The organism is Streptomyces nidicola (assembly GCF_050106155.1).
Classification (GTDB): Bacteria; Actinomycetota; Actinomycetes; order Streptomycetales; family Streptomycetaceae; genus Streptomyces.
This window is the reverse complement of record NZ_JBNBPI010000001.1, coordinates 2,272,413-2,285,997: the sequence shown is the minus strand read 5'-3', so window position 1 is coordinate 2,285,997 and position 13,585 is coordinate 2,272,413. Positions and strand designations below refer to the sequence as shown.

Sequence of the window (13,585 nt, the reverse complement as noted above, 5' to 3'; positions counted from 1 at the left end):
CGTCGGGGCCGGTCGACCGCTTCTTAAGCTGGCCCGATGGCAGACCTCCGCGCTTCGGGCGCCCGCGTGGGCATCCGTCCCTACTCCCTCGACGCATCAGACGTCGCCGAGTTCACGGCCCGCGCGCGCGAGAGCGTCGACCTGCACCGGCCCTGGCTGTTCCCGCCGACCGGCGCCACGGCCTACGCGGAGTACGCGGGGCGCCTCATCGAGGACCCGACCCGGCACGGATTCCTGGTGTACGAGCGGGACGGCGACGAGAGCGGTGCCCTCGCCGGGTTCATCAACATCAACAACATGGTGCTCGGCGCCTTCCGCTGCGGCGCCCTCGGCTATGGCGCCTTCGCGCACGCGGCCGGGCGCGGCCTGATGTCCGAGGGGCTCGACCTCGTCGTCCGGCAGGCGTTCGGCCCGCTCGGGCTGCACCGTCTGGAGATCAATGTGCAGCCCGGCAACACGGCGTCGATCGCGCTGGCCCGCCGGGCCGGTTTCCGCCTCGAGGGGCTCTCGCCCGACTTCCTCTTCATCGACGGCGCCTGGCGCGACCACGAACGCTGGGCGCTCACGGCCGAGATGACGAAACGGGCCTAGATACGGGGGTCAGCGCCGCGACTTCCGGTTGACCTTCATGGTGTCCATGTCGGTCACGGTCGAGCGCAGCGCCCCGTGCCCGCAGCCGCGCTCCTTCAGGTACGCCTCCGCCTTCTCCTCGGCGAGCGCCGCCGCCATCTCCTCGCCGTCGTCCGGGTCGGACTCGACGACGTAGCGCATGGAGAAGTGCTTGAGCGTGCGGTCGTACGCGAGCGAGCCCTCGGGGCCGAACTTCATGCCGGCGATGCCCTCGTGCTCGGCGACCTCGGCGAGCAGCCGCTCCCGCGCCGCGTCGGTGAGGTCCTCGAAGGCGGCGCGGACGATGACTCGGTAGGTGTGGCTGTCGGCCATGGTGGTGCGTTCTCCTCGGGCGTACGTGCTGCCTGCCGGCCTGTTGGCCTGCCTGCCTGTCGCGGCGAAGGCAGGAAAGGGTCAGCGTACGTCGAGGGGGACGGGACGCCCACGGAATATCGCGGCGCCGCCCGACGTGGCCCCCTTGTCGATCCGGCTTCCCGGCTTTGCGCAATCCTGACCGGAGGACACCCTGGTCAGCTCCCGCGGGACCCTGTTCGATGGTCATCGGGGCGGGCCGCGTCCCCTGGCGACGGGAGGCACACGTGACCGAGATCCGCCGTGCGGTAGTGACCCTGCCGGGCGTGCACCTGGGCCCGGACAATCCGCTGCCGCCGTTGCGGCCACTCGACGAGATGCACGAGGTCGACGAGCGCGCCAAGGAGGACATGCCGCTCGACATGGCCCGGCAGGTCGGCTACCGGCCGCTGCGCAGCGTGCTGCCCGAGCGGATCCGCGACGGGTACGGCCGCGAACGGGAGCCGGTCGACCTCGACACGATCGTCATCGAGAACGACCGGCTGCGGGTGACGGTGCTGCCGGGCCTCGGCGGCCGCATCGCGTCCCTGTTCCACAAGCCGACCGAACGCGAACTCCTTTACCGCAACCCGGTGTTCCAGCCCGCCGACTTCGCGCTCAACGGCGCGTGGTTCTCCGGCGGCATCGAGTGGAACATCGGCGCGACCGGCCACACCGCCCTGTCCTGCGCCCCGCTGCACGCCGCGCGCGTGCCTGCCCCCGACGGCGGCGACATGCTGCGCCTGTGGGAGTGGGAACGGCTGCGCGACCTCCCGTTCCAGGTCGACCTGTGGCTGCCCGACGGCTCCGACTTCCTGTACGTAGGGGTACGCGTCCGCAATCCGCACGAGAAGCCCGCGCCCACCTACTGGTGGTCCAACATCGCGGTGCCCGAGGAGCACCGGGTGCTCGCGCCGGCCGACGAGGCCTGGTACTTCGCGTACGAGCGGACGCTGAGCCGGGTGTCTGTGCCGGAGCACGGGGGAGTGGACCGCACGTACCCGCTCAACAGCGAGTTCCCCGCCGACTACTTCTACGAGGTCGAGGACGGGCGGCGCCGCTGGATCGCCGCGCTCGACGACGCCGGGCGGGGCCTGGTGCAGACGTCGACCGATCTGCTGCGCGGCCGGAAGCTGTTCGTGTGGGGCGCGGGGGCGGGCGGACGGCGCTGGCAGGAGTGGCTGACCGAGCCCGGCACGGGTGGCTACTCGGAGATCCAGGCCGGGCTCCCGCGTACGCAGTTGGAACACGTACGTCTGGAGCCGGAGGGGGAGTTCAGCTGGCTGGAGGCGTACGGGCCGCTGTCGGCGGACGCTGATTCCGTGCACGCGAAGGGGAGTTGGGCTCGCGCGGTCGGCGAGGTGGAGCGGCGCCTCGAGGACGCGCTTCCGCGTGCCGACGTCGACGCCGCGTACGAGGCGTGGCGGGCCTGCGCGGACACGGAGCCGGGGGAGCGGCTCGCGGTCGGCTCCGGATGGGGTGCGCTCGAAGTGCTGCGTGCGGGCTGGAAGTTGACGGGGACGCCGTTCGACGAGTCGACGCTCGGTGAGGCGCAGGCGCCGTGGCGCGAGCTGCTGGAGTCGGGGGCCTTCCCCGAGCAGCGGCGGGTCGGGCCGCCCGGGCCCACCCTGGTCGCCCCGCACTGGCGGGACATGCTGGAGACGGCGCCGGCCCGGCCGCAGTCCGAGTACCACCTGGGGATCGCGCAGTGGCACGCGGGCGATCGGGCGCAGGCCGTACGCAGTTGGGAGCGTGGGCTCGAACTGGCGCCCTCGCAATGGCCGTTCCTGCGCTGCCTCGCCGTGGCCGACGCGGCGGACGGCAACGTGGAGCGCGCCGCGGATCGCTACGCCGAGGCCTTCGACGACCTGTGCGCGGAGCGGCGTGACGAAGGGGAGCCGTGGCTCGCGGCGTGCGGGGCCCTTGGGCGGGAGGCGATCGGGGCGTTGCTCGCGGTGGGGCGGGTCGGGGTGGCCCGGGGTGTGTGGGACCGGCTGCATCCGGCTACGCGGGAGCGGGGGCGCTTCCGCTTGATCGAGGCACAACTCCTGTGTGCGGAGGGTGAGTTGGCTGCGGCCCGTGCCGTCTTCGACGAAGGTTTCGAGGTGGCGGACCTCCGGGAGGGGGCGGAGACGCTCGGCGAGGTATGGGCGGCGGTGGCTCCGCCGGGGGAGCCGTTGCCGCGGCGCTACGAGTTCCGCATGCGGCCGGATTCGACGCCGTCGTAATCGGTGGGCGGCAGAGCCCCGTGGCGCGGTGGGTACGGTGCCCCACCGCGCCACGACGTGGCTACACCAACTCCCCGTTGCGCGCCACCACGTGGCCCCCGTGAACGACCACGTCCCGCTGCGGCATGTCCACCACCACCTGCGGCACGCACTCCCCGCGCACCAGCACAAAGTCCGCCGGATCCCCCGGCTTGAACTCGACCCGGGGCAGCCCCATGACGTCCGCACCGCCATGCGCCCCCGCCGTGAAGCACGCGGCCAGCTCGTCATCGAGGCGTACATCGGTGACCCAACCCAGGAGGTGCGCCCGGTGCAACATGTCCGCGTTGCCGAACGGGCTCCAAGAGTCACGCACCCCGTCGGACCCGAGCCCGACCCGCACCCCGTGCTCCTTCAGCTTGGCGATGGGCAGCACCAGCTCCGCACTCGGCGCGACCGTGGTCAGGGCGATGTCCAGGTCGGACAAGTCCCCGGCCATCGCGGCCAGTTCGGCATCCTTCAGGAGCGGCAGGCAGAAGACGTGGCTCACTGTCACCTTGCCCCGCAGCGACAGCGACCTCGTGCGCTCGATGATGCCGCGCAGCACCTTCGTGCCCTTCTCGTCGCGGTCGTGGAGATGGATGTCGACGCCGACTCCATAGCGGTCCGCGAGGTCGAAGACCAGGTCGAGCTGCTCGTCCATGGCGTTGTCGAAGCTGATCGGGTCGATGCCGCCGACCATGTCGACGAGCCCGTCCCGCGCCGCCGTCCGCAACAGCTCCGCGGTGCCCGGCGTGCGCACCACGCCGTGCTGCGGGAACGCCACGATCTGCACGTCGAGCGCGTCCGCGAGCCGGTCCCGTGCCTGCGCGATGCCCTCGACCCCGGCAAGGCCGTAGGCCGGCGCCACGTCCGCGTGCGCCCGCATCGCGCGGGTGCCGCGGGTCACGGCGTGTGACATCAGGCCGTACGCCCGCTCGCCGACCGGGCGTTTCTGCGTACGGAACACCTCGACGTCCTGCTCGCAGTAGTCGGCGATGCCGTCCGCCGGCCTGCGCGAGATCCAGTCGCTGCCCCAGGTTGTCTTGTCGGGGTGGATGTGCGCGTCCACCAGGGACGGCAGGGCGATCCGGCCGCCACCGTCGACGATCTTCGCGTGGGCGGGGGCGGGCCCGTCCGTGAACTTCCCGTCGACCACGGTCAGATCCACGGACTCCCGGGCGCCGAAGGGCCGGACGTCACGGAACACCATGGCCCGGGCGGGGCGGCGGGCGGCCTCCGAGGCCTCCGAGGCCTGCGCCTGCGCCTGAGACGCCGTAGCCCCAAGGGCCGCACCGCCGATCGATGCCGCACCCGCGAGGACACCGCGCCGGGACAGGGGAGGAGTCATGCCGTTCTCCTTCGTTCGAGGGGGAATGCGAGGGGAAGGTGACCAGGTACGTGACTGAGCAGGTGACCGCGTACGCCGATCAGACCGCGATGCCCGAACGCACCACGCCCACCGGCCTCTTGAGCACCGACACATCCGCCAGCGGGTCGCCGTCGACCAGCAGCACGTCACCCGCGCTGCCGCGCGCGAGGCGGCCCACCGTGCCCTCGAGGCCGAGCAGCTTCGCCGCGCCGGTGGTGGCCGTACGGATCGCGTCGAGCGCGCTCAGCCCCGCCGAGCGCATCAGCTCGACCTCGCCGCCGATCGGGTCGACGGTGCCGCCGGAGGAGTCCGTGCCCGCGGCCAGCGGCACACCCATCTCGTGCGCGGCCAGCGCCGCCTTCTTGAGCAGCGGCAGATAGGTGCGGCCGCGCTCGTCCAGGACCGGGTCGTCGGAGCCGATCATGCCCGCGATGGCGCCGAGGGTCGGGGTGAAGAACGTGCCGCGGCGGCGCATCTCGGCCAGCGTGCGCTCACTGACGAACGCGCCGTGCTCCAGGGAGTGGATGCCCGCGACCACCGCGTCGTGGCAGCCCTTCTCGCTGTAGCTGTGGCAGAGCACGCCCTTGCCGCCGCGCTTGGCCGCCGCGACGATCTCGGACAGCTGCTCGCGCGAGTAGACCTGCTCCAGCGGGTCCTGCTCGGCAAGGCCCGCACGCTCGTTGACCCGCGTCTTGATGACGTCGGCGCCGCGCTTGAGGTTCACCTCGACGACGCGGCGCAGCGCCTCGGCGGACCGCACGCCTTCCTTGAGGCGGGCCAGCGGGGTGAGGTCCGGGTCGCCGAGGACCGTGTCGCCGAGGTCGGGTGTGACGAAGATGCCTGCGGCCTTGAGGCGGGGCGCCAGTTCGGGGGCCTGGCGGGCCAACTCCCGTACGGCGATGTCCTGGTAGAAGTTCGTGGAGCCGCTGCGCGCGCTCGTGGCGCCCTTGCGGACCGCGTCGAGGGCCTCGGTCGCGGTGTTGAGGTGGATGTGCGCGTCGACGAGTCCGGGCAGCACCCAGCGGCCGTGCGCGGCGAGCCGCGGCACGTCCTTGGGCACGTCGACGCGGCCACGGGCGCCGGCCGCGCGCACCACGCCGTCGCGGATCACGACGACCGCGTCCTCGGTGACCTCGCCGGTGGCCGGGTCGAGCAGGGTGCCGCCGTCGACGACCAGGTCACCGGCGCGGGGCGCGGCGGCCGGGCGGCGTGCTGCGGCGGTTGCCGTGGCCGCGCCGGAGCCGAGGGCGGTCGCGGTGCCCGCGAGTACGGCGGACGCCGCGAGGACGCCGCGGCGGGTCAGTCGGCTGGACGGCGGCTCGGCGGGCTCGACGCACATGGGGGCTCCTGGCGGGGGTCTACGAGGATGAGCTGGCCCGCCTTTTTGTATACCAGCGTCGAGCACACGACAAGGCCGCCTCTATCTATGTGGCTTAATTCCCTGTTTGTGCAGCACGGAATCTGGAGCGCCCCGAGGGCTTACTCGCCCTCGGTATACAAAGTGGTGTCGCCGAACAACGACCTCAACGCGACCGCCCGGCTGTCCCGCACGTGCAGCAGCGAGCTCGCCGCCGCCAGCTCCTCGTCGCCCGCCGCGATGTGCCGGAAGATGTCCGCGTGCTGCGCCCGCATGTGCGCGGGCTCCTCGCGCAGCCCGAACAGCAGTTGCAGCTGCCAGCTCAGCTGCTCCATCGTGCGGGCGAGCAGCGGGTTTCCGCCGAGCGCCACGATCTCCTCGTGGAACTCGGTGTGCGCGGCCACCTCGCGCGTGCCCTCGTCGGCCGCGGCCGCCCGCTCGGCCCGGTCGAGGCAGGCGCGCAGCGGCTCCAGGGAAGGCGGGTCCTGTGCCGTGAGCGCCCGGGCCGCGAGCCGCGAGGCCTGTACGGCGAGCGGCTCCCACACCTCGTACAGATGACGCACGTCGGTCCGCTCCAGGCGGCGCACCCGCACGCCACTGCGCGGCAGCAGTTCCAGTAGGCCCTCGGCGACGAGCGCGCGCAGCGCCTCCCGCACCGGGACCCGCGACATCCGCAGCTCCTCGGCGACCTCCCGCTCCACGAGCCGCGCGCCCATCGGGTAGCGGCGGTCCACGATGCGCTGCCGCACCGCCTCCCGCGCCTGTGCGCTCAGGGACGTACGCCCCTCGTCCGATCCCGCCGTGCTGCCCGCCACGTGCACCGTCCTTCGCCCGTCGTGCCCCGGGCGAGGATACGTGCCGCGCCGCCGGTCAGCCCTGGGCGGCGGATCCTTCGGGCTGCACCTGACGGTCCACGTACTCGAAGACCGAGCCGTCGGGGTGCATCGCGATCAGATTGCGGCCCGCCGGGCTCGGCACCGGACCCGCGATGACCTTGGCGCCGGAGGCGGTGAGCAGGGTGCCTGCCTGCTCGACATCGGCGACCGCGATCGTCGCCGCGACCTTGCGCAGCACGTCGATCTCCGCCTTGGGGCCGCTCATCAGGAGGAAGCAGCCGACCGCGGCCACGGAGACCCCGCCGCGCTCGAACCGCAGTGCTTCGCTGCCGGTGAGGTTCTCGTAGAACGCGACCGAGGACTCCAGGTCCTCGACGCAGATGCGCAGCGTGGTTCCCAGGATTTCCATGGGGAGGAGCCTAGTCGGACGGGCCGGGCGCGCGTGATCGTTTCGCGGAAGCGGGCGCGACGGCCGTCGTTACTCGGCGCGGGGCACGGGTACCCGGCGCGCATGGAACGCATGGGCGAACACATCAACGAGCAGCTGGCCGACGAGCTGGCCGGACGGGTCACGCACGCCGTGCGCGAGACGCTGCGCGAGGAGTTCACCGCGAGCGTGCGGGCGCAGCGCCGCCGGGCCATCCTGTACGCGGGAGCAGGCGCCGCCGCGCTGTACGCGGGGGCGGCCGTGGCGCTCGCCCTCGGGCTCGTCCTTGCCCTCGGCATGCCGGACTGGGGTGCGGCCCTGGTGGTCGCCGTGGTGCTCGGCGTCGCGGCGTACGTGCTGCGCGGCGCGGCACGGCCCGGACGGCCCGCGGCGCCCACCGCGCCGCCGGTGCCGACCACACCGCCGACGCCGGGAGAGTGAGCACCGTGAGCCGATCCCGAGTCGTTGTCGTCGGTGCCGGATTCGCCGGATACCGGGCCGCCCGCATGCTGACGCGGGTGGCCCGCGACACGGCCGACGTCACCCTGCTCAACCCCACCGACTACTTTCTCTACCTCCCCCTGCTGCCGCAGGTGGCCGCGGGCGCGCTCGAGCCGCGACGCGTGACCGTGTCGCTGTCCGGGACGCTGCCGCACGCGCGGCTCGTGCTCGGTGAGGCCGACGGCGTGGACCTCGACGAGCACGTCGTCTCGTACACCGACCCGGAGGGCAAGCGCGGCACCCTGGAGTACGACCGCCTCGTCCTGGCCGTCGGCAGCGTGAACAAACTGTTGCCGGTGCCGGGCGTCGCCGAGCACGCGCACGGCTTCCGGGGCATGCCGGAGGCGCTGTACCTGCGGGACCACGTGACCCGGCAGATCGAGCTCGCCGCGGCCGCGGACAGCCCGGAGGAGTGCCGTGCCCGCTGCACCTTCGTCGTGGTCGGCGCCGGCTACACCGGAACCGAAGTCGCCGCGCAGGGACAGCTGTTGACCGACGCGCTGGTGAAGAAGCAGCCGCTGCGCCACGGGATCCGCCCGCGCTGGATGCTGCTCGACATCGCGCCGCGCGTCCTGCCGGAGCTCGATCAGTATCTCTCGCGGACCGCCGACAACGTGCTGCGCCGGCGCGGCGTCGAGATACGGACCAAGACGTCCGTGAAGGAGGCCACGAAGGACGGAGTCCTGCTGGACGACGGCGAGTTCGTCGACACCCGTACGCTCGCGTGGTGCGTCGGCGTCCGCCCCGATCCGCTCGTCGCCGAACTCGGGCGGCCCCTCGAACGCGGGCGGCTGCTCGTCGACCCGTATCTGAACGTGCCGGGCCACCCCGAGGTGTTCGCGTGCGGCGACGCGGCCGCGGTGCCCGACCTGGAGAAGCCGGGCGAGTACACGCCGATGACCGCGCAGCACGCGTGGCGGCAGGGGCGCGTCGCGGGTCTGAACGTCGCCGCGTCCCTCGGCAAGGGGGAGCGCCGCGAGTACCGGCACAAGGACCTCGGCTTCACCGTCGACCTCGGCGGTGTGCAGGCCGCGGCGAACCCGCTCGGCGTCCCGCTGTCCGGTCCGCTCGCGGGCGCCGTCACCCGCGGCTACCACCTGGCCGCGATGCCCGGGAACCGGGTGCGGGTCGCGGCGGACTGGCTGCTCGACTCCGTACTGCCGCGCCAGGCCGTCCAGTTGGGCCTCGTCCGCTCATGGTCCGTGCCGCTCGACACGGCCTCGCCGGAGCTGGCCCGCGTACCCGACGACAGCGGCGACGACGAAAGCAGCGGCGACGACAGCCGCGACGACAGCCGCGACGACAGCCGCGACAAGGAAAAGACCGGCCCGTCCGACCATGTCCGGACGGGCCAGGGAGACAAGCACGACCATGGAGGTGCCTCGTGACCACCACGTACAGCGACGCCGAACTTCGGGCCCTCGGGCAGCAGTTGAGGGTCGACTCGGTCCGCGCGGCCGACGCCGCGGGCTCCGGGCACCCCACTTCATCGATGTCCGCCGCCGACCTGATGGCCGTCCTCCTCGGCCGGCACTTCCGCTACGACTTCGACCGCCCCGCCCACCCCGGCAACGACCGCTTCGTCCTTTCCAAGGGGCATGCCTCGCCGCTCCTCTACTCGGCGTACAAGGCGGCCGGCGCCATCAACGACACCGAGCTGCTCACCTTCCGCAAGCAGGGCAGCCGGCTGGACGGGCATCCGACGCCGCGGAGCCTGCCGTGGGTCGAGACGGCCACCGGATCGCTCGGCCAGGGGCTCCCGGTCGCGGCCGGCATCGCCTGGTCGGGCAAGCGGCTCGACCGGGTCGGCTACCAGGTGTACGTCCTGTGCGGCGACAGCGAGATGGCGGAGGGCTCGGTGTGGGAGGCCGCCGAGTACGCCGGGTTCGAGCAGCTCGACAACCTCACCGCGATCGTCGACGTCAACCGGCTCGGCCAGCGCGGACCCACCCGGCACGGCCACGATCTCGACGCCTACGCCCGCCGCTTCAAGGCCTTCGACTGGCACACCATCGTCATCGACGGGCACGACGTGACGGAGATCGACCGCGCGTACGCGGAGGCCGCGTCGACCATCGGGCGGCCCACGGCGATCCTCGCCCGCACCCTCAAGGGCAAGGGCGTCGCGGCGGTGGAGGACCGCGAGGGCGCGCACGGCAAGCCGCTGCCGGACGCCGCGGAGGCCATCGAGGAGCTCGGCGGCGACCGCGGCGTACGCGTGTCGGTGCAGGCGCCGCCCGCCGCGCGCACCCTGCACGCGGTGCGCAGCGGGCGCCTCGACCTGCCGCGCTTCGACGTCGGCGACGAGGTCGCCACCCGTGACGCCTACGGTCAGGCGCTCACCGCCCTCGGTTCCGCGCGCGGCGACGTCGTCGCGCTCGACGGCGAGGTCGGCGACTCCACGCGGACGGAGATGTTCGCGAAGGAACACCCCGAGCGGTACGGCGAGTGCTACATCGCCGAGCAGCAACTCGTCGCCACGAGCGTGGGGGTGAGCGCCCGTGGGTGGCTGCCGTACGCGGGCACCTTCGCGGCGTTCCTCACCCGCGCGCACGACTTCATCCGCATGGCGTCCATCAGCGGGGCGGACATCAACCTCGTCGGCTCGCACGCGGGCGTCGCGATCGGGCAGGACGGCCCGTCCCAGATGGGTCTCGAGGACCTGGCGATGTTCCGCGCGATCCACGACACGACCGTCCTCTACCCCTGTGACGCCAACCAGACGGCCCAACTGGTCGCCAACATGGCCGACTTGACCGGGATCCGCTACCTGCGTACGTCGCGGGGCGCGGCGCCGGTGATCTATCCGCCGCACGAGGAGTTCCCGGTGGGCGGCAGCAAGGTGCTGCGCTCCGGGGACAGCGACCGGGTGACGGTCGTCGCGGCGGGTGTCACGGTCCATGAGGCGCTGAAGGCGGCGGACGAGCTGGCCGCGGCGGGCATTCCGGTCCGCGTGATCGACCTGTACTCGGTGAAGCCGGTCGACCGGCGCACGTTGCGGGAGGCGGCGCGGGCCACCGGGTGTCTGCTGACGGTGGAGGACCACCGGGAGCAGGGTGGCATCGGGGACGCGGTGGCGGAGGCGTTCTCCGACGGGGAGCCGGCTCCGCGGTTCGTGCGGTTGGGGGTCCGTTCGATGCCGGGGTCTGCGACGCCGGGGGAGGAGTTGGCGGCGGCGGGGATCGATGCGGCGGGGATTGTGGCGGCGGTCGGCTTGTTGGTTGAGCACGCCGTGACGTCATGAACCTCGGGGTTGCGGTCGCGGGGCTCTGCCCCGGACCCCGCGCCTCAAACGCCGGCGGGGCTTGAAGGCTGCGGTTCAGTAAGGAGGCATCCCGATGACGGACCACCGTGACGTGGAAGTTCAGCGGCCCGACAAGGTATTGCTGCCCGAGGGAATCACCAAGAAGGATCTCGCCGAGTACTACCGGGGCGTCGCCCCGTTCATGCTGCCGCACCTGCGCGACCGTCCACTCATGCTCGAACGTCACCCCGACGGCCTCGAGGGCCCCCGGTTCATGCAGAAGGACACCCCGGACCACTACCCGGACTGGATCCACCGCACGGAGGTGCCCAAGGAGGGCGGCACGGTCACGCACACCGTGTGCGACGACACGGCCACCCTGATCTTCCTCGTCGACCAGGCCGCCCTCACCCTGCACCGCTGGCTGTCGCGCGCCGACGACATCGACCACCCCGACCGGCTGGTCTTCGACCTCGACCCGTCCGGGGACGGGGACGACTTCGAGGCGGTGCGCGAGGCGGCCCGCCAACTGCACGCACTGCTTGACGACTTGGGCCTGCCCAGCGCCCCCATGACCACCGGCTCCCGCGGCGTCCACGTCGTCGTACCCCTCGACAGGAGCCAGGACTTCGACGAGGTCCGGGACTTCGCGCGGCAGGTCGCCGACGCACTCGCCGACGAACACCCCGACGCGCTCACCACGGCCCCGCGCAAGAAGGACCGCGGCGACCGCCTCTTCGTCGACGTGCTGCGCAACGGCTACGCGCAGACGGCTGTCGCGCCGTACTCGGTGCGCGCCAGGCCGGGCGCCCCCGTGGCGACACCCCTGACGTGGCGACAGCTCGGCGCGCCCGCGGTCGGGGCCCGGCACTGGACCATCGAGAACGCGGTCGAACAGGCCCGCACCGACCCGTGGAAGGGCCTGCTCGGCAGGGGCCGATCGCTCGGCCCGGCCTGGAGCAAACTCCGCTCACGGCAGGGCAGTTGAGGTTTGCTCCGGGAGGTTGTGGAGACCCGGTGACCGAGGCTGCCATGACAAACACAAAGAAGACGCAAGCGTCGTCGGAGCGTGAGCCCGACGACGACGTGACCACCGAGGCGGACGGCGCCCCGGGCCCCATGGAGGTGCTGCGCGAGGCGCGCGCCCAGCTGGCGGAGCTCACCGGGATGGCGGCCGAGACGGTGTCGTCCTTCGAACGCACCGAGGACGGCTGGGAGTTGGAGATCGAGGTGCTCGAAATGGCCCGGGTCCCCGACACCATGAGCCTGCTGGCGAGCTACCAGGTGAGCCTGGACCCGTACGGCGTCCTGACCGGCTACCGGCGCATCCGCCGCTACGAGCGGGGACGCTCCGAGTCGGCACACGGTCAGTAGGCCGCCGCGCCCCGCCTCGACCGACCGCGCAACTGCACGCTGCGCGCTACACAGACCTACACAGACAAGGAGGACCGGCCTTCATGACCGTTGTCCCCGCACAACAGTCAGGCGGCGGTGGTGGCACCAGCGGCCTGTACGACGTACTCGAACTCGTCCTGGACCGCGGGATCGTCATCGACGCGTTCGTCCGTGTCTCGCTGGTCGGCATCGAGATCCTGAAGATCGACGTCAGGGTCGTCATCGCCAGCGTCGACACCTATCTCCGCTTCGCCGAGGCCTGCAACAGGCTCGACCTGGAGGCCGGCCCGAAGAGCAGTCCCGGACTGCCCGACCTCGTCGGCGAGATCACCGAGTCCGGCGCGCGCGGCAAGTCCAAGGGCGCGCTCTCCGGCGCCGCGCAGACCCTCTCCGACGCCTTCAACCAGGCCCGTGACGAGGGGCAGGCGGAGCCGAGGCGATCCGGTTCCGGCGGTCGCAGGCCGTCGACGAGCCGCCGGAAGGAGGAGCAGGAGTGAGCAGCACATACATCTACGGCATCGCGAGCACCGAACACCCCTCGCTGCCCGCCGGCATGGGCGGCATCGGTGAGCCGGCCCGTGAAGTGCGCGTCGTGAAGGAGGGGCCGCTCGCCGCCCTCGTCAGCGAGTCCCCGGACAATCTGCGGCCCAAGCGCCGCGACCTGCTCGCCCACCAGAGCGTGCTCTCCGAGGCGGGCGCCGGGGGACCGGTGCTGCCGATGCGGTTCGGCTCCCTCGCACCCGACGAGGAGTCGGTGACGGCGGTGCTCGCCGAGCGCGCCGACCACTACCTGGAGCGGCTGCGGGCGCTCGAAGGCAAGGCCGAGTACAACGTCAAGGCACAGCACGACGAGGAAGCCGTGCTGCACCAGGTGATGGTCGACAACCCCGATCTGCGCTCCCTGACCGAGGCCAACAGGAAGGCGGGCGGCGGCAGTTACGAGGACCGGCTGCGGCTCGGCGAGATGGTCGTGTCCGCCGTGCAGGCGCGCGAGGCCGAGGACGCCGTCGAACTCCAGCGGCTGCTGGAACCCGCGGCCGCCGCGGTGTCGACGGGGCCCGAGAGCACGGGCTGGCTGGCCAACATCTCGTTCCTCGTCGACAAGAAGGCGGCCGAGCACTTCCTCGCCGCGGTCGAGGACGTCCGGCGCGGCCACTCCCACCTCGACATCACGGTCCACGGACCGCTGCCCCCGTACAGCTTCGTCGATCCGGGCCCTTCGGAGCCCGCCGCCACGGAGTGAGCCC

General features: G+C 72.4%; 14 protein-coding genes. 9 read left to right on the top strand and 5 right to left on the bottom strand.

Annotated features, from left to right (window positions below; genetic code table 11):
* Positions 1-36 precede the first annotated feature (36 nt).
* Positions 37-591: a GNAT family N-acetyltransferase gene (locus tag ACOKM3_RS10530; protein WP_426899207.1), complete on the top strand. Its 555-nt coding sequence runs from the start codon at positions 37-39 to the stop codon at positions 589-591.
* Between the two features lie 9 nt (positions 592-600).
* Here ACOKM3_RS10530 and ACOKM3_RS10525 read toward each other — a convergent pair whose 3' ends face one another.
* On the bottom strand, positions 601-942 hold the full coding sequence (locus ACOKM3_RS10525) for a DUF6204 family protein (protein WP_426899205.1): 342 nt from the start codon (positions 940-942) through the stop codon (positions 601-603).
* A 266-nt stretch (positions 943-1,208) separates the two neighbouring features.
* On the opposite strand from ACOKM3_RS10525, the gene ACOKM3_RS10520 reads away from it, so the two are divergent.
* The gene (locus tag ACOKM3_RS10520) at positions 1,209-3,188 is read left to right on the top strand and encodes a DUF5107 domain-containing protein (protein ID WP_426899203.1); all 1,980 of its coding nucleotides are present in this window, start codon (positions 1,209-1,211) and stop codon (positions 3,186-3,188) included.
* A 61-nt stretch (positions 3,189-3,249) separates the two neighbouring features.
* Here ACOKM3_RS10520 and ACOKM3_RS10515 read toward each other — a convergent pair whose 3' ends face one another.
* The 4 genes from ACOKM3_RS10515 to ACOKM3_RS10500 all read right to left on the bottom strand — a co-directional run bounded on the left by ACOKM3_RS10515 (position 3,250) and on the right by ACOKM3_RS10500 (position 7,180).
* A complete protein-coding gene (locus tag ACOKM3_RS10515; protein ID WP_426899201.1) occupies positions 3,250-4,557 on the bottom strand; it encodes an amidohydrolase in 1,308 nt (435 codons plus the stop codon).
* A 79-nt stretch (positions 4,558-4,636) separates the two neighbouring features.
* Positions 4,637-5,917, bottom strand: a complete 1,281-nt coding sequence (locus ACOKM3_RS10510; protein WP_426899199.1) for an amidohydrolase family protein — start codon at positions 5,915-5,917, stop codon at positions 4,637-4,639.
* A 140-nt stretch (positions 5,918-6,057) separates the two neighbouring features.
* Positions 6,058-6,750, bottom strand: coding sequence for a GntR family transcriptional regulator (locus ACOKM3_RS10505; RefSeq protein ID WP_403720195.1), 693 nt, complete (start codon positions 6,748-6,750; stop codon positions 6,058-6,060).
* 55 nt (positions 6,751-6,805) lie between these two features.
* Positions 6,806-7,180, bottom strand: a complete 375-nt coding sequence (locus tag ACOKM3_RS10500; protein WP_426899197.1) for a VOC family protein — start codon at positions 7,178-7,180, stop codon at positions 6,806-6,808.
* Between the two features lie 102 nt (positions 7,181-7,282).
* Between ACOKM3_RS10500 and ACOKM3_RS10495 the strand changes: the two genes are divergently transcribed.
* The 7 genes from ACOKM3_RS10495 (at position 7,283) to ACOKM3_RS10465 (ending at position 13,581) form a co-directional block, all read left to right on the top strand.
* Positions 7,283-7,639: a phage holin family protein gene (locus tag ACOKM3_RS10495; protein WP_426899195.1), complete on the top strand. Its 357-nt coding sequence runs from the start codon at positions 7,283-7,285 to the stop codon at positions 7,637-7,639.
* Between the two features lie 5 nt (positions 7,640-7,644).
* Positions 7,645-9,087, top strand: coding sequence for an NAD(P)/FAD-dependent oxidoreductase (locus ACOKM3_RS10490; protein WP_426899193.1), 1,443 nt, complete (start codon positions 7,645-7,647; stop codon positions 9,085-9,087).
* Entirely contained in the window at positions 9,084-10,943 is a 1,860-nt protein-coding gene (locus tag ACOKM3_RS10485; protein WP_426899191.1) for a transketolase, read from the top strand. The genes ACOKM3_RS10490 and ACOKM3_RS10485 overlap by 4 nt, the downstream gene beginning before the upstream one ends.
* Before the next feature lie 94 nt (positions 10,944-11,037).
* A complete protein-coding gene (gene ligD / locus ACOKM3_RS10480) occupies positions 11,038-11,931 on the top strand; it encodes a non-homologous end-joining DNA ligase (protein WP_426899189.1) in 894 nt (297 codons plus the stop codon).
* A 44-nt stretch (positions 11,932-11,975) separates the two neighbouring features.
* The gene (locus ACOKM3_RS10475) at positions 11,976-12,317 is read left to right on the top strand and encodes a gas vesicle protein GvpO (RefSeq protein ID WP_426899187.1); all 342 of its coding nucleotides are present in this window, start codon (positions 11,976-11,978) and stop codon (positions 12,315-12,317) included.
* An 83-nt stretch (positions 12,318-12,400) separates the two neighbouring features.
* Positions 12,401-12,835, top strand: coding sequence for a gas vesicle structural protein GvpA (locus tag ACOKM3_RS10470; RefSeq protein ID WP_426899185.1), 435 nt, complete (start codon positions 12,401-12,403; stop codon positions 12,833-12,835).
* A complete protein-coding gene (locus ACOKM3_RS10465) occupies positions 12,832-13,581 on the top strand; it encodes a GvpL/GvpF family gas vesicle protein (protein ID WP_426899183.1) in 750 nt (249 codons plus the stop codon). The genes ACOKM3_RS10470 and ACOKM3_RS10465 overlap by 4 nt, the downstream gene beginning before the upstream one ends.
* The last annotated feature ends 4 nt before the right edge of the window (positions 13,582-13,585 follow it).